This is a genomic window from Alicyclobacillus kakegawensis NBRC 103104, assembly GCF_001552655.1.
In the GTDB taxonomy this organism is placed as follows: Bacteria; Bacillota; Bacilli; order Alicyclobacillales; family Alicyclobacillaceae; genus Alicyclobacillus_G; species Alicyclobacillus_G kakegawensis.
Window position 1 is genome coordinate 1 of sequence record NZ_BCRP01000003.1, and the last position, 13,602, is coordinate 13,602.

Below are 13,602 nucleotides of genomic sequence, written 5' to 3' on the forward strand. Positions count from 1 at the left end.
GGGCGCCTCCTCCTTGTCGCGGTGCAACAGGATAATGACGTCAGCTGCACTTTCGATGCCGGAACTGCCGTACAGGTGCCGCAACTGCGGCTTCCCTCCCTCGGCATCGCGGAGCAGCTGGCTCAGCGCGATGACCGCGCAATCGCATTGTTGCGCAGCCTTGCGCAGCTTCCGGGCCACCCGGCCGTACGCCGACCCAGCGTTGTCGTTGGGCTCCGGCGGTTCCTTGATTTCCTGCAGGTAGTCCACGATCACCACGTCCAGCCCGTGCGTCCGTTTCCAGCGCTTCATTTCCGCCGCGATGTAGTCCCCCGTCACACTGCGGGCGTCGTCGATGGGAACATCTGCGATCACATCGATGGCCGACGACACCTTCACCAGTTGGTCCTCTGTGAGGTCCCCGGTCCGAATCTTCGACAGCGGAACGCCGGCGATGTTGGCTGCGATACGGTTTTGCACCTGCTCCCGGCTCATTTCCAGGCTGAACACGGCCACCTTCGTGCCTACCCTTTGCATACGCAGCACCAGTTCCGTGGCAAAGGCCGACTTGCCGACGCTGGTTCGTCCGCCCACGATGATGAGGTCGCCACGGTGGAATCCCAGAGTCATTTCGTCGAGGTCTGTCCACCCGGTCAGAAACCCGTATGCGGCGCGCTTGTCCTTGTACTTGCGCTCGATGCCGTCCAGCCAGCGGCCGGCCTCGTCGGCTCCAGCCCGCAGCCCCTCCCCGGCATCGGTGTCGGACGTCGCCATCGCGATGCTCTCAATCGCGGCCCGCAACTCATCGAAACGGGTGCCGGACATGTCCTGGGCCCGTTCCATGAGCCGGGTCGATTCCCGCACGATGTACCGCCGCATGTGAGCCTCCCGCAGCCTGTCGGCGTGGAAGTAGACTTCACGCTCCCCGACATACGCCTGCATGAGATTGGCGAGGCGTTCAATCCCGACCTTCTGCACGATGTCCGGGCTGCTTCCGCAGAAGGCCATGTAATCCACCGGGTGCCCGTTCGCCGCCAGGTCACACATGCGTTTCCAGACGGCCCCAAGCCAGCGCACGCTGAACATGTCGGGGCGAATCGTGGGGCGCAACACGTCAATCCAGGCCCCATCGCTCAACACGGCCCCGACGAGATACTGTTCGGACACCACGGAGTCAATCAGGCCAACCGTTGGCTGTTCCGAAGATGTGCTCATAGGCCTGTCTCACTGCCTTCCGCCGGAATGCCATTTCCTCGTCGCTGGCGCTGGTGTGCAAGAGGCCAAACCGGATGACCTTGTTCTGCTTGGGTGTCTCCGGCTCTGGGGCGGCGCGTATATATTCCTCGTACGGCTTGGAGGGCCCCAGGAAGGTTTTCGCGTGCTTGATGAAACTCATCTCCGTGCCACGCCGGCTGCAGTCCTCCGCGTAGTGTCGGGCAGCTGCGATGAGATCCCGCGCAGGCACACCTTCCCGCAGCCTCGCCTTCCAGGCCTTGTAGGCCCCCTTTTTCTCCACCTTGCGCGGATAGGCCCGCCAGAAGTCTTCAAACTCCCGCGTATACTCGCTCCCTGGTTTCTCAGCCGGGGCTGGTGTCTCCGTGGTTCCGGACGTTTGGCCCTGGAGGCTCTCACCTTTGCCAGTCTCCGTAGACTGCGCTCCACCAGGTTGGAGAGAGTCCGTGATGATGCGCTCGCTCGCCCCGTCCGCAGCAGCGGATGGGGCAAGATCTTTTTTTGTTTGGTTCGGTATGGTTAGGTTCTGTATGGTAGCGTCGCACGCTTCGCGAACGTTACGCGTAGCGTGCGCGTACGTTGCGCGCGCGTCATGATTCCGTTGGCGTGACTTGCGCGCACGCTCTTTGTTCTTCTCACGCTTCTCGATGAGGCGACCACATGACCGCATCCGCAATATCCTCATAGTCGAACCGGCTCAGGTCGCCGTCTTCTGCGTAGTCCATGGCCCACCACCAGAGAAGATGCAGAAGCCCGATAGCTCCGCGAACCGTATCGTTCAATTCCCGAGCCAATTTCTTTGTTTTTGGATGACGGGCAAGTTCCTGGTGTGACTCAATCCAGGCCACTCTCTCACCGCCCCCTTTGCCTGCATAGGTGTATGGCGGGCCGCATACACTGATTGCCGTGAGATGCGGCCGCAAGCTCACACCAATCCTCAGAACTTTAGAACGGCAATTCATCCTCGCTGATATCGAGTTCTCCATCGCCCGATTCGGACATCGGTGCCTCGTAGTTGTTCAACTCCGAAATGACTGTGCTGGCCTCGGAGACCGTCAAGTCGTCGACTGTCTCTTTCCCGGTCCAGTCCGCAAGAAGCGATGACAGCGTGTCGTCATGGATGCCCTTCGCATAGGCCATTTTCCGGATCGCCGACTTTTGCCGGTCACTGGCCGCACGCCCGCCTCCGTTTTGCGCCTTTCCGTTTCTGCCGTTGGACGGACGGGCTGGCTGTTCGGCCTCATAAGCCATATCTTCGAGGTCTTGCGTGAAGATATCCGAAAGCGACCCAACCGTCAGTGCCGCGTCTACCTGCGACCGCTTCTTGGCCATCTTCAAGACGGTGTTGGCCAAGGTGTAGGGGTCTTGCGGTTCCTTGCCTCTCTTGGTGGACGTATACCGCCTCTCCCGGGTATTGGCGTGCCCGTAGCCCTCCGTGATGACCACGCCGTTGCGGCTCAAACGGCAGCGAACCGTAAAGGCGAAAAACCCGGAGTCGTAGTCTTGCACCCGCTCCACCACGTCGTACTCGGACGTGAGGCCAAGCAGCATCAGGATCTTTTCGGCGCCCGGCTTTTTGAGCGTGGGCTTGTCTCCCGTCCCGGGAATGACCCCATAGTCGTGGCCTTCCTTGAGCGTCGCGCGCACCACCTGCTGGAACTGGTTGATTCTCGCCATGGTCTGCCGAACCTGGTCCACGTTCAGGCTGTCCACGATGGACAGCGCGCCTTGTTCCACCGGTGGACGCTGTGCTTCCAGCGCTTGCTCCTGCACACTCATGCGTTCAATTCCTCCTTGATAGGCTTGATAGAAAACCGCCGGGATTGAATCTTCCGCGCGAAGCGCTGGTAGAGGTCCGGCATTTCACGCTTCAGGGCCGCGGTATCCAGCGACGTGCTCTCGTAGGCCTTCCAGCTGACCAGTCTGCCCCCGGCCACCCCGGATTCGTGCTCCGCCAGCAGATACTTCAGCTGGTTTGCGGCCAGCTCTTTGCGCTCTGCCGCCGCTTTCATCGCCTGTTCCGCTTCTTCGTACTCCCGGACCCACCGGTCCGCATCCGCCGGCAGTTGCACACGATCCGGCACCGTCTCCGGGAACATCTCCCGCAGGATCGCCGCCGCAGCCTTCCCGCCGTCAATGAAGGGCGGCTTGCGCTGCTCCACATGGTTCCTCCAGAAGTCACGCTCGACTTTCACCAGGGTCTGAATAACCGTCTGATCCCGGGAGACGGGCTTGATGACCAGCTTTTGGCCGCCAATCAAGACCGCGAAGTATCCGTAGTCGTATCCGGTCAGGGCCAGATAGTGTTGCAGTTGCGCGTAGTAGTGGTCGGGAATCCGGTCGCCGCGCCACTCGCCTTCCTGGAAGGCCGATGTGGTCTTGATTTCGAGGATGCCCTTGCGCCCCGCCTGATCGCGGATTTCCCGGTCCACATCGCCAATCATGTAGGGATGCTCGATGCTTCGCAGGAGCGCGTTCTTGCGCCGAATATGCAACCCCGTCTTCTCCGCGAACGCCACAGCAACCGTATCCTCCAACCGGTGTCCCCACTCCAGGCGCTCCGCCTCTTCTGCCCCGGAGTCTTCCACTTCAACGGCGTGTTCCGGCCGCACCTTTTCCCAGTAGACGTCCAGCGGCGACCGCCACGGAGACAGCCCCAAAATGGCCGGGGCGTCCGACCCGCCGATCCCCTCCCTTCGCCACCGCAACCACTCCGCACGTGGCATGGCACGCGTGTACTTCAGCACGTGATAGGTTCGCTCTGGCCTCCCCATCCTTTCAGGCCTCCTCTTCCTCTTCTTCCTCGCATTCGCACAGGTGCAGCGCCAGGCCGCACTTCTCGCACGGCTCACAAGCGAACTCATCGTAATCCGCTCCGCAACCGGCGCAGACGGCGCTGGCCGGAATGCGCGCCACCGTCGCCCCATAGGGGACGTAATCATAGGCTTGGCGCCACTCGTCACAACCACAGAGGGAACAGACCAAACGGTCCATCCCTTAGCTCTCCTCCCTGGCTTCCAACACCAGGCGGCGCATGGCCGCGTCCACGCCTTGGCACTGCCGCACCCATGCCTTTGCATACCGCCGCTTCCTGCGCCCGTAACGCAGGCGCTCCATCAGCTTTCGCATGTGGTGGCCCTCCCGTCTGTCGTGGTACAATCAGGGCGATGATGATTTCTTAAACTTTGGTCTCTCCGCTGAGATACGCGGAGAGTTTTTCTTTGACGGCGCCTAATTGCGCCTGATACCGCTCGATGTCCTTCAAAAACAGTCTCGTCTGAGCCTCTGCGCCCCAGGTCTGGCTTTCCAACAGCCCCTCGTAGATGCGCTGGTCGGATTTCAGGCCCAGGATGATGGCATGTACCTGCCCGACAAGCTCCCACAACTCGGCCTGCCCAGCCCGCCGAACCGATTGACCAGCCGCATTCGAGACGGGAACATGCCCCAGCGGTGTCGTCATCCAGCCCTCCTCCTTTCCTCTCACATGCCCCATGCGCGGGTTGCATGGCACGTCAACTGTGATGTGTTACGCTGGTTTTAGCGGCCAGCGTTGCCGCTGGATCCTCTCCGACATCAGAAGCAACTGAGCCATGAGCTGTCGCACCAACGGGTACCCGCCACAGGCGTCGACAAACCGCGCTTCCATCTCGTCATCGAGCTGCACCTGACCGTTTTCGATGCGAGACACCAGGGACTGATCCGCGTGGAATTGGTTGGCGACATCCTGCTGGTGAAGCCCGGCTGCGACCCGAAGGACTTTCAAGACTCGGTTGCGCGTGATCTTGCCCCGTTTCATTTCTGTGTGTCACCCCCTCCCCTATGGTCTGCAACCGGCATCCCCGCCGGGGCGGTTCACCTCCGTTCCGCTGCAGGCGGTTTGTGTTGTCCCATTTGTTGTCCTCCCTCCACCACCCGGAACGTCTCGTGCAAAGGCTCCAACGTCTGAAAGGCGGTGAATACTGCTTGGAACCCCAGGCCACGATGTCTCCGAGAGCCCAAGCCCTTCTCAACTTCTTGCTCGCACTTGCGAATGATCTCACCGACGAACTCGCGCAGGACTACGCCCAGGTCCGGGTCCTCGTAAAAGTCGAAGCCCGGTAGTCACGCATCCTTGCGCCAACCGCCCTCGAACGCCTTTCCGCCCTGCGCCATCCACTTTTGCAGCGCCTCGGGGTCAAACCGCAGCAGGCGCCCTATCCGGATGACCGGGATCAGCTTTTCCCGCGCCATGCGGTAGACCGCGTGTTCTGGAACGGCCAACATGTCTGCAACCTGCGGGACTGTCAGCAGTCGATTGTGCATGTGTGTACCTCCCTCTTACGCCGACTCATTGTTTGGTGTAGAATTACGTCCAGCAAGTTCGTAAATATCGAGGTCCAGCAACCTAGCAAGTTCCATTGCCTTCACTAATGGAGGTGTCCTCTCTCCGTATTCGTAGTGCTGATACGAACGGAGAGTGATGCCAAGGGCATCCGCGACCTGTTTTTGAGTGAGACCTTTACGTTTTCGAGCGGATTGCAATACAATGTGCCGATTTCCCACATCACCACCCCATTCCATTATGCGACCGACTCGGTCGTACATCGGTATTCTAGTACGTCCATTTTGGTCGTGTCAAGGCGGTTGATTAGATTCGTGTCGTCTTTAGGCAAACGTCTTTGCGAACTACGCCAGCAACGAAACATTAAGCAACGAGAGATGGCCGAATTCCTTGGTGTTACCTTACGAGCATGGCAGAGATACGAGGCTGGCGACCGCGAACCGACTATTGACCAACTGATCCAACTCGCCGACTTTTTCGATGTCTCCCTCGACTACCTCGTAGGCAGGAGTGACAACCCGCAAGGGAGGTAGCCTCATGGACGACAAGTTGGATTTGATTTTGCAAAAGCTTGAAAGCATCGAAGCTATGCAGAAACAACACGGCGACATGATTGCTCAACTCATCGGGGTCGTGGCGTCCACCAACCAGAAAGTTAGTGACTTGCAGTCAGACATTGCTGTGCTCAAAGATGGGCAAGTACGCCAAGACAAAATCCTCGAGTCCCTGGCTCTCCGCTCACTTGAGCAGGAAACCGAGTTGCGAGAACTCAAGCGGGCCAAGTGACGGCCACGAACGGGAACCAGTCGAAGAGGCACTGTCAAAAGTTGACTGCCCATCTGTACACCTCCTTCGAGATGCGTTCACCACTTCGCCGATTGACCCACTATGCGGTGTCCTCATTATTACCGTTTGGTAATGGGCCATCATAAATAAAGGTGTCGTCAAAGCTCAAATTACCGTCGGTCACACTCAGTAGCTTTTTCACGAATGCCCCGCCGACACCACGCTGCCCGCGCAGAGCGCGATATACGGTTGTATAAGAAACGCCCATGTGACGGGCCAAGTCACGCTCAGTCCAATTCATTTGATTCATGAAGGACCGAACCGCGGGAGCGTTCAGTTTGAGCTTCAATAGCTTCACCCCCTTTTACCTTTTGGCAGCATAATAGCATCCATTTTACCTATAGACAATACTGTTGTTACCGCATGGCACAAGTTTTTTGAGGGCGGTGTTTACCACTTGGCAATATGTCACTTAGACTCAGGTACTAAGGGGGCGTTGTTCTTGGCCGATGCTAAGTCTTTTGGTGCTTACATAAAAAAGTTGCGGGAGTCGCGTGGTTATTCCATTAACCAGTTGGCAACATACGCTGACGTGAGCGCAGCCCATATATCCAGGATTGAACGCGGCTTACGCGACATACCGACTCCTGACTTCATTCAAAAACTGGCCAAGGGATTGCGCGTCCCCTATGAAGACCTTATGGAACAAGCGGGATACATTGAGCGTCAGTCCAATCACAATGACTCTGACGCCGTATCTCCCGAGGAACGCGAGTTCCTGGACTGGGTCGCGGAGAATCTGGAAGATACTTTCTTTTACGACTTCAGCAGGAGCCCGGAGGAATCGAAGCGTGAAATGATGGAGACGCTGCGGTTCATTTGGGAGCGAGAGAAGCGGAGAAGGCCGGATAATAATCAGGAAAAGTGAGCTTAGGGGGGAAAGTGACCATGATTAATATAAACAGAATTAGCGGTGATATGCATTATTGGTTAATTCGAACGGAGGGTGGCATTTACTATGAAGAGTTTAGATCGAAAGATTTCGTGGCAATTGGATGGAATGAGTTTAGTGACATTGAATATTTGAAGAAAACACCTGATGAGTTGGTTATCAATGACATTCGAAGATACAGACCAAATGAACGGAGACCCAGACATGCGTATAACCAGATAATGAGATTCGTTAATCAAGTTCAGATTGGAGATATCGTTATTATTCCAAGTCGATATTCACAGTATATGTCTTTTGGTATTGTTGAAAGCGATGTATATGTTGAAAATGCTACTAACATAGAGATGGATAAATGTGGGTTCTTAAAGCGCAGGAAAGTTCGGTGGATAAAGTCCATCAGAAGAAATCGTCTCGATCCTTCACTTTACAAATTATTGTTTTCCCATCACACCATCTCAAATGCCGACGATTACGCTGATCAGATTGATAGGACCCTGTACTCATTGTTTGAGAAGGACGGTAAAATCCATGTCGTTTTACAGGTAACGACTCGTTCACCGATCTAGGCTCGGGACTTAAGAAGGTTTCTTGAATCGATGGATGCTGCCATTTCCTCACTTGGTCGTTCTATCGGCGTCAGTGTTTCATCTGACGACTTCGAAGTGAAAATGAATGTTCAATCGCCAGGCCCTCTTGAGCTCATCGGTGGTGGCCTAGGTCTACTCTTCCTTCTCATTATTCTCCACTACATAGTCGGAGGGAAATTTGATGGCAAAATAAGCTTTAGCGGTATCAAATTTAAAGGGGAGACAGAAGGTCTACTAAAGCGTCTGCAGGAAAATAAGCAATCAGCCAGAAATGCTGAGTTGGAAAAGCAATTAGAAGAACTTCGGGAGACTATGGACAAGCTCCGAATGAAAATTCCTGACGAAATAACTCAACAAGACAGAATGAAAGAATGACTATTGTTTCCATGGTGAACCAAATCGTGTAGTAAGCATCACGATGCATGCGGCAACCAAAACAAATACAGCTTGCACTTCGGGCGTATGATGACGGACGAATGGAACGAATCCGAGTACGCATTCAAAGAAGAGGGATAATGCGCACACGAGCATCAAAAACGTGATTGTAACCGAAATTCCATGCAAGAATCGGTTGTTCACGTCCAGTACCTCCCCGCTCAATTCGAGTATGCCATTAGCATCCCCATAGTCAAGTCGGTTAGTGTTTGACAACTGGCTCATACACTATATGCAGTGTCTTCAAATTAGTTTCCATATGATGTATAATACGAACACACGTTCTGGCTATGCACTCTGCTCAGGACACCTTGACTGGAGTCGCAGAAACACAAGCATGGAGCAGTCTCCAGAACAATTCGTTCGGATTTTGTCGCCGATTGAATCGGTAGCAGAACTCGTCCAAGTACGTTTGCATGAAGCGAGTGCCCAGGCCGTGGTAGGTTCCGTCAATGAATGCTTTGGCGTTGCCGATCAATACATGCACCCACTTTAGAAAGACATCCGGATCGGATTTCTTGAAATCCTGAGGGGCATGTTGGTATCCGAGTTCAGGCAGACGCTTGTAGGAGGCGTGTCCGTCGGAAATGATGGTCGACCCCGGTGCAATCACTTCCTGGGCAACTCGATGAATCTCTGCTATCGTCACTCGTTCCACGACTTTCATCCGTACGAACTGGGGATACCCGTCGGCGTCGGTCTGAAGCGCTACAACGACACCTTGTTTCGTGGTTCCTCGTCCATCCGTACCGGATTTGGGAGCACCAAAGTAGGCGTCATCCATCTCGACAAGACCCGCTAGGCGGTAATGCGCATCCCGTTCCTGCATCGCTCGGCGGATTTTGTGCAGGAGCCGCCAGGCGGTCCGATAGTTCAGGTCCAGGACTTGTGCCAGGGATAAGGCGGAGCGACCCCGTTTGTCATGAGCAACCAGATAAATGGCCCAGAACCAAACCCGAAGCGGCAGCTTGCTCTTGTGCATGAGGGTTCCGGCAGTCAGTGAGGTTTGGTGACCACATGACGGGCATTCGTATAGCATGCGCTTTTCGATGAAATAGAATCGGTCGCCGTGGCAACGTGGACAGGAAAACCCGTTACCCCAGCGAAATCGAAACAAGTGCTCTCGACAGCTTGGCTCGTCATGAAATTGGCTTTGAAATTCCAGTAAGGTCATGCCTTTTCCTTTCGGCATTCTGTTTCACCTCAGAACTAATGTTCGTGTTTGTAGTATACACCTGAGGTATGTGCATAACCAGAACACACGTTCGATATCATCCAACATTCGGGTAAGGGGGTAATCTCATGTTGGATTGTCTCGAACATTACGTTCCCACGCGCCTCGAAGAACGTCTGCTCCGGTTCTACAAGGAACACGGCATTTACACACCCCAAGACATCGACCTCGGACTGTTCCTGTCGAACGCCTGTATCCGTGTTTATTATTTGCCGAAGCCTTCGGCCTATTTCCGTTTCCGCGGCGACAAATACACCATTGTCGTAGACAAGCGTCTTCCCCGCCGACAACAGCGAGTTGAACTGGCTCATGAACTCGGACACGTACTTCTCCATGTCGGCCACCAGGCGTTCATGCCCGCTGATGAGCGGGAACGCCAGGAGTACCAAGCGGACATGTTCGCCATGTACGCCCTTGCCCCGACGTTCATGATTGCCGACTGCATCGAACCGGCGGACAGCCGAAAGCGCTTAGTTGCCGACCTCGCCGCGAAATTCGACGTACCAGAGACCTTCATGGATGCGCGGCTAGATCTCCTAGAAGAGCACCTGAATGCGCTGGCCTTTGAACGGTATTGGGAACAAGCCGTCGCGGAACAGAGGGCCACGTACGACTACACATATCGCCATCCACTCAACCATCGCATTGAATATCTTGTCAAAGACGGCGTAGTTATTGGCCGGCGCCGCCGCGCTGACATCTGAGGTGAGCACCATGGACAAGCCCTAATACATCCCCATGTTCGGCCCTGTGCCGAGCTTGACGACGACGTTGCTTGAGACTCCAGAAAACCCGCCAGACCTTATCGTGAGAGGCTACACCCCATACCGCCGGTACGCGGTTCAAGTCGCCGATGATGGCTTGGATTCGTTCGGCCTGGAGCCAGGCGATTACGCCGTCTTTCGCGAACAGCGCTGGCCAAATCGGGAGTGCCAGATTTGCCTTGTGACGTTCGGCGACGAAGTGACCATACGGCTGCTGGAGTACATCGACAACCCCGAGGTGACCCTGCGTGTGTCCGGCGAGAAAATCCCGCCGCTCGAGCTGGCACCAACCGACTTTGCGGTCATAGGGGTGCTGGACGGTGTGATCAAAGCGGAGTTTGCGCAGATTGCCTATCCTGAACCACATTTTGATTGGCCATCTTAGAAATTCTAGACTTCCTCTTTATGAACCGTTACATCGTCTCCCAAGTAAACACACGGAGACATAGGCCGCCTCACATTAGCCCCCCGGCGGGGCCTTTATAACCTGGCCGTGTAGGACGCATTACCAGCCTGTTGGAGGGAAGTGAATGGCTAACATCACGTATCGCGGAAAAGACAAGCATGGAAAGGACATGTGGCTTGTCCGGGTGTATATCGGCACGAATGAAGCAGGAAAACGCATCAATCACAATCATGTCGTCCATGGCGGCCGTCGCGAAGCGGAACGGTACGCTCGCAAGATCGAAAGCCAACGAGACCAATAGACCTTCGTCGAACCGAGCCGTCAAACACTGCGCGAATATCTCGACGAGTGGCTTGAACAGCATGCCCGTAAGAAAGTTGAGCCACGCACCTATGAAGACTACCGTTCGCTACTGGAAAGGCACGTGTATCCCTGCTTGGGCGCCACACGCTTGGACAAACTCCAAAACCAACCGCTACAATTTCGCAGACTCCTTAACGAGATTGAAGAAGGTGAACAACAACAGCGCTCCCGTACCGCGCAATATATACACATGATCCTCAAGCAAGCACTTAAAAATGCGGTGCATTGGGGGATCATCACCAGGAATCCGATGGAATCCATTCCGCGACCAAAAGCGTCGGGGAAACGGGAGATCCACCCCCTTTCCGTGGAGGAGTGCCGCCGCTTCTTGGACGCCGCGGTTTATGACCGGTTCTTTCCGCTTTTTGCTCTGCTGTTGGATACAGGATTGCGGCCAAGTGAGGCACTAGGGCTTCAATGGTCTGACGTGGATTTGAAAAAGGGCGTGATTCACGTACGACACTCACTGGATAAGACTTCCAGCGGATGGCGCCTAAAGGACCCAAAGACAAAGGCCAGCCGACGTACCATCCCACTCACCCAGAATGTAGCCGAAATCTTACGCGAGCATAGGAAGGCACAGTTGGAAGAACGATTGAGGCATGGGAACCCGGACATGGAATGGGACCTGGTGTTTACCACGCTGAATGGAAAACCGGTAGACCTGCACAATCTCCGCAGCCGTCACTTTCAGCCCATCTTGAAAGCCGCTGGATTGCCCTCAGACATCGTTTTATACGACCTGCGGCATACATGTGCCACTCTACTGCTTTTGGCCGGCGAGAACCCAAAAATCGTGTCTGAGAGGCTGGGCCATTCCAGCATTCGCATGACCCTCGACGTGTACAGTCACGTGCTCCCGGCCATGCAAGAGAGCGCCGCCACGAAGTTGGATTCCCTCTTGTTCGGGGATTAGCTATCGATACGTACACCAAAACGTACACCATTTAGCAAGATGGGCCACTCTTACGAGTGGCCTCATCCCCAAAAACCGCGCCATATCAACGATTTTCATGGTGGGCGGTAACGGGCTCGAACCGCTGACCCCCTGCTTGTAAGGCAGGTGCTCTCCCAACTGAGCTAACCGCCCGCATTCGGTCAAGAGCAGGCCGCGCACTGCATTGTGCGCGGCCTTCGCCATGGAGCTCCCAACCAGGCTCGAACTGGTGACCTCATCCTTACCATGGATGCGCTCTGCCAACTGAGCTATGGGAGCATGGCTCCCCGAGTAGGATTCGAACCTACGACCCTCCGGTTAACAGCCGGATGCTCTACCGCTGAGCTATCGGGGAAAGCTGGTATACTGGCCTTTCGCCTGTAGTGTAGTTATGATCCATAGCAACGAGATTAAAACCCCATGGTGGAGGTAGTCGGATTCGAACCGACGGCCCCCTGCGTGCAAAGCAGGTGCTCTCCCCCTGAGCTATACCCCCGTCAAGTACCATTGCTGGTCGGAGCAGCGGGATTTGAACCCACGACCTCCTGCTCCCAAGGCAGGCGCGCTACCAAGCTGCGCTATGCTCCGATGGCGTGCCCGGAGAGATTCGAACTCCCGACCTCTTGATTCGTAGTCAAGCACTCTATCCAGCTGAGCTACGGGCACACACTGAACGACAGAACCTCTAGTTTCAGGCAAATCCGACCAACCAAAATCCTGAGCTGAAAAATTAAGCTGAAAATCCTAAGCCAAAGAAACCCCTAAACGCTGACCCTGCTTATGGCCGGATTCCATTGCCAGATGAACGGCGCAAAATGGCTGGGGAGGAAGGACTCGAACCTTCGAATGACGGAACCAAAATCCGTTGCCTTACCACTTGGCTACTCCCCATCAAGAAAGACGATTTTGGGGTGAGTAGTGGGAATCGAACCCACGAATGCCGGAACCACAATCCGGTGCGTTAACCACTTCGCCATACTCACCATGGCAGGGGCGGCAGGATTCGAACCCACGACATGCGGTTTTGGAGACCGCCGTTCTACCAACTGAACTACGCCCCTAAAGTGTGCACGACCCACTCGGGGGTGTCACCGTGGTGGAGGGGGAAGGATTCGAACCTTCGAAGCTTACGCAACGGATTTACAGTCCGCCCCAGTTGACCACTTTGGTACCCCTCCGCAATGGAGCCAGCGACAGGAATCGAACCTGCGACCTACTGATTACAAGTCAGTTGCTCTACCTACTGAGCTACGCTGGCGCCGCGTCGGCGACACGACTTAAAGTAGCACATCGAATCGCCGATTGTCAACACCCACCTGTTGCTACCGTCTTGCACAGATTATTCTGTGTAATGACTATTCTGTATTAGAATTTCCACCGTCAAAGGTTAAATTGACGCTGCGCAAGGGCGTGAACGTCGAAATGGCGTGCTTATAAATCATCTGCTGTTTACCGTCACTGTCCAGGATGATGGTGAAGTTGTCGAATGCACGCAACGTTCCGCGAATTTGAAACCCATTCACCAGATACACTGTGATGGGTATCCGTTCCTTGCGGATTTGATTGAGAAACGTATCTTGAATGTTAATGGGCTGTTTGCTCATG

The 13,602-nt window shown here is 55.2% G+C and carries 23 protein-coding genes and 11 tRNA genes; 9 read left to right on the plus strand and 25 right to left on the minus strand.

Annotation, left to right across the window (positions count from 1 at the left end):
• The 11 genes from AK2_RS02730 to AK2_RS16340 all read right to left on the minus strand — a co-directional run.
• A partial coding sequence (locus AK2_RS02730; RefSeq protein WP_067931216.1) for a replicative DNA helicase occupies positions 1 to 1,194 on the minus strand: 1,194 nt, incomplete at its 3' end.
• Positions 1,154 to 1,882: an LvrA C-terminal domain-related protein gene (locus AK2_RS02735; RefSeq protein WP_067931219.1), complete on the minus strand. Its 729-nt coding sequence runs from the start codon at positions 1,880 to 1,882 to the stop codon at positions 1,154 to 1,156. The genes AK2_RS02735 and AK2_RS02730, both read right to left, overlap by 41 nt.
• Positions 1,848 to 2,060, minus strand: coding sequence for a hypothetical protein (locus tag AK2_RS02740; RefSeq protein ID WP_067931222.1), 213 nt, complete (start codon positions 2,058 to 2,060; stop codon positions 1,848 to 1,850). Before AK2_RS02740 ends, AK2_RS02735 begins: the two co-directional genes overlap by 35 nt.
• Before the next feature lie 97 nt (positions 2,061 to 2,157).
• Complete coding sequence (locus AK2_RS02745) at positions 2,158 to 2,991, minus strand: hypothetical protein (RefSeq protein WP_174521134.1); 834 nt, start codon at positions 2,989 to 2,991, stop codon at positions 2,158 to 2,160.
• Complete coding sequence (locus AK2_RS02750) at positions 2,988 to 3,986, minus strand: YqaJ viral recombinase family nuclease (protein WP_067931225.1); 999 nt, start codon at positions 3,984 to 3,986, stop codon at positions 2,988 to 2,990. Before AK2_RS02750 ends, AK2_RS02745 begins: the two co-directional genes overlap by 4 nt.
• A 4-nt stretch (positions 3,987 to 3,990) precedes the next feature.
• Positions 3,991 to 4,206 (minus strand): hypothetical protein, encoded by a 216-nt coding sequence (locus tag AK2_RS17060; protein ID WP_067931228.1) that lies wholly within the window; start codon positions 4,204 to 4,206, stop codon positions 3,991 to 3,993.
• Positions 4,207 to 4,209: 3 nt separating this feature from the next.
• Positions 4,210 to 4,341, minus strand: coding sequence for a hypothetical protein (locus tag AK2_RS17595; protein WP_281180609.1), 132 nt, complete (start codon positions 4,339 to 4,341; stop codon positions 4,210 to 4,212).
• Between the two features lie 49 nt (positions 4,342 to 4,390).
• Positions 4,391 to 4,672: a hypothetical protein gene (locus tag AK2_RS02760; RefSeq protein WP_067931231.1), complete on the minus strand. Its 282-nt coding sequence runs from the start codon at positions 4,670 to 4,672 to the stop codon at positions 4,391 to 4,393.
• Positions 4,673 to 4,738: 66 nt separating this feature from the next.
• Positions 4,739 to 5,008, minus strand: coding sequence for a helix-turn-helix domain-containing protein (locus tag AK2_RS02765; protein WP_067931234.1), 270 nt, complete (start codon positions 5,006 to 5,008; stop codon positions 4,739 to 4,741).
• A 305-nt stretch (positions 5,009 to 5,313) separates the two neighbouring features.
• Positions 5,314 to 5,514, minus strand: a complete 201-nt coding sequence (locus AK2_RS02775) for a helix-turn-helix domain-containing protein (protein ID WP_067931240.1) — start codon at positions 5,512 to 5,514, stop codon at positions 5,314 to 5,316.
• Between the two features lie 15 nt (positions 5,515 to 5,529).
• Positions 5,530 to 5,796, minus strand: a complete 267-nt coding sequence (locus AK2_RS16340; protein ID WP_369406111.1) for a helix-turn-helix transcriptional regulator — start codon at positions 5,794 to 5,796, stop codon at positions 5,530 to 5,532.
• Positions 5,797 to 5,847: 51 nt separating this feature from the next.
• Between AK2_RS16340 and AK2_RS16345 the strand changes: the two genes are divergently transcribed.
• Both AK2_RS16345 and AK2_RS02785 read left to right on the plus strand, forming a co-directional pair.
• Positions 5,848 to 6,066, plus strand: a complete 219-nt coding sequence (locus tag AK2_RS16345; protein WP_083520794.1) for a helix-turn-helix domain-containing protein — start codon at positions 5,848 to 5,850, stop codon at positions 6,064 to 6,066.
• Between the two features lie 4 nt (positions 6,067 to 6,070).
• Positions 6,071 to 6,319: a hypothetical protein gene (locus AK2_RS02785; RefSeq protein WP_067931245.1), complete on the plus strand. Its 249-nt coding sequence runs from the start codon at positions 6,071 to 6,073 to the stop codon at positions 6,317 to 6,319.
• A 100-nt stretch (positions 6,320 to 6,419) separates the two neighbouring features.
• Here the strand turns inward: AK2_RS02785 and AK2_RS02790 are convergent, their stop codons facing one another.
• Complete coding sequence (locus AK2_RS02790; protein WP_067931247.1) at positions 6,420 to 6,668, minus strand: helix-turn-helix domain-containing protein; 249 nt, start codon at positions 6,666 to 6,668, stop codon at positions 6,420 to 6,422.
• Positions 6,669 to 6,821: 153 nt separating this feature from the next.
• Between AK2_RS02790 and AK2_RS02795 the strand changes: the two genes are divergently transcribed.
• From AK2_RS02795 to AK2_RS02805, 3 genes are read left to right on the plus strand one after another with little or no spacing between them, the layout of a single operon-like run.
• Complete coding sequence (locus AK2_RS02795; RefSeq protein ID WP_067931249.1) at positions 6,822 to 7,247, plus strand: helix-turn-helix domain-containing protein; 426 nt, start codon at positions 6,822 to 6,824, stop codon at positions 7,245 to 7,247.
• A gap of 50 nt (positions 7,248 to 7,297) precedes the next feature.
• Positions 7,298 to 7,837 (plus strand): DUF8426 domain-containing protein, encoded by a 540-nt coding sequence (locus AK2_RS17945; RefSeq protein ID WP_500778348.1) that lies wholly within the window; start codon positions 7,298 to 7,300, stop codon positions 7,835 to 7,837.
• 30 nt (positions 7,838 to 7,867) lie between these two features.
• Positions 7,868 to 8,233 carry a hypothetical protein gene (locus AK2_RS02805; RefSeq protein ID WP_067931252.1) on the plus strand — a complete coding sequence of 122 codons (366 nt, stop codon included), beginning with the start codon at positions 7,868 to 7,870 and terminating at the stop codon, positions 8,231 to 8,233.
• Between the two features lie 361 nt (positions 8,234 to 8,594).
• On the opposite strand, the gene AK2_RS02810 is transcribed toward AK2_RS02805, so the two are convergent.
• Positions 8,595 to 9,485, minus strand: a complete 891-nt coding sequence (locus AK2_RS02810) for an IS1595 family transposase (RefSeq protein ID WP_067931254.1) — start codon at positions 9,483 to 9,485, stop codon at positions 8,595 to 8,597.
• Between the two features lie 110 nt (positions 9,486 to 9,595).
• Here AK2_RS02810 and AK2_RS02815 point away from each other — a divergent pair, with 110 nt between their 5' ends.
• The 4 genes from AK2_RS02815 to AK2_RS17280 all read left to right on the plus strand — a co-directional run bounded on the left by AK2_RS02815 (position 9,596) and on the right by AK2_RS17280 (position 11,976).
• Entirely contained in the window at positions 9,596 to 10,231 is a 636-nt protein-coding gene (locus AK2_RS02815) for an ImmA/IrrE family metallo-endopeptidase (RefSeq protein WP_067931256.1), read from the plus strand.
• A 46-nt stretch (positions 10,232 to 10,277) separates the two neighbouring features.
• A complete protein-coding gene (locus AK2_RS02820) occupies positions 10,278 to 10,676 on the plus strand; it encodes a S24 family peptidase (protein WP_217994663.1) in 399 nt (132 codons plus the stop codon).
• Positions 10,677 to 10,821: 145 nt separating this feature from the next.
• Entirely contained in the window at positions 10,822 to 10,998 is a 177-nt protein-coding gene (locus tag AK2_RS16785) for a hypothetical protein (protein ID WP_157076199.1), read from the plus strand.
• 27 nt (positions 10,999 to 11,025) lie between these two features.
• A complete protein-coding gene (locus AK2_RS17280; RefSeq protein WP_083520795.1) occupies positions 11,026 to 11,976 on the plus strand; it encodes a site-specific integrase in 951 nt (316 codons plus the stop codon).
• Positions 11,977 to 12,074: 98 nt separating this feature from the next.
• Here the strand turns inward: AK2_RS17280 and AK2_RS02830 are convergent.
• The 12 genes from AK2_RS02830 to hfq form a co-directional block, all read right to left on the minus strand.
• A tRNA-Val gene (locus AK2_RS02830) sits at positions 12,075 to 12,150 on the minus strand.
• Positions 12,151 to 12,200: 50 nt separating this feature from the next.
• Positions 12,201 to 12,276 (minus strand) — tRNA-Thr (locus AK2_RS02835).
• 1 nt (position 12,277) lies between these two features.
• A tRNA-Asn gene (locus AK2_RS02840) sits at positions 12,278 to 12,352 on the minus strand.
• A 66-nt stretch (positions 12,353 to 12,418) separates the two neighbouring features.
• Positions 12,419 to 12,493 (minus strand) — tRNA-Ala (locus AK2_RS02845).
• A gap of 15 nt (positions 12,494 to 12,508) precedes the next feature.
• A tRNA-Pro gene (locus tag AK2_RS02850) sits at positions 12,509 to 12,585 on the minus strand.
• A gap of 1 nt (position 12,586) precedes the next feature.
• Positions 12,587 to 12,663, minus strand: a tRNA-Arg gene (locus AK2_RS02855).
• A gap of 150 nt (positions 12,664 to 12,813) precedes the next feature.
• Positions 12,814 to 12,888, minus strand: a tRNA-Gln gene (locus tag AK2_RS02860).
• A 16-nt stretch (positions 12,889 to 12,904) separates the two neighbouring features.
• A tRNA-His gene (locus AK2_RS02865) sits at positions 12,905 to 12,980 on the minus strand.
• A gap of 2 nt (positions 12,981 to 12,982) precedes the next feature.
• Positions 12,983 to 13,058 (minus strand) — tRNA-Trp (locus AK2_RS02870).
• Positions 13,059 to 13,091: 33 nt separating this feature from the next.
• Positions 13,092 to 13,175: transfer RNA gene (locus AK2_RS02875), tRNA-Tyr, on the minus strand.
• 4 nt (positions 13,176 to 13,179) lie between these two features.
• A tRNA-Thr gene (locus AK2_RS02880) sits at positions 13,180 to 13,255 on the minus strand.
• Between the two features lie 97 nt (positions 13,256 to 13,352).
• Positions 13,353 to 13,601, minus strand: a complete 249-nt coding sequence (gene hfq / locus AK2_RS02885; protein ID WP_067931262.1) for an RNA chaperone Hfq — start codon at positions 13,599 to 13,601, stop codon at positions 13,353 to 13,355.
• Between the last annotated feature and the right edge of the window lies 1 nt (position 13,602).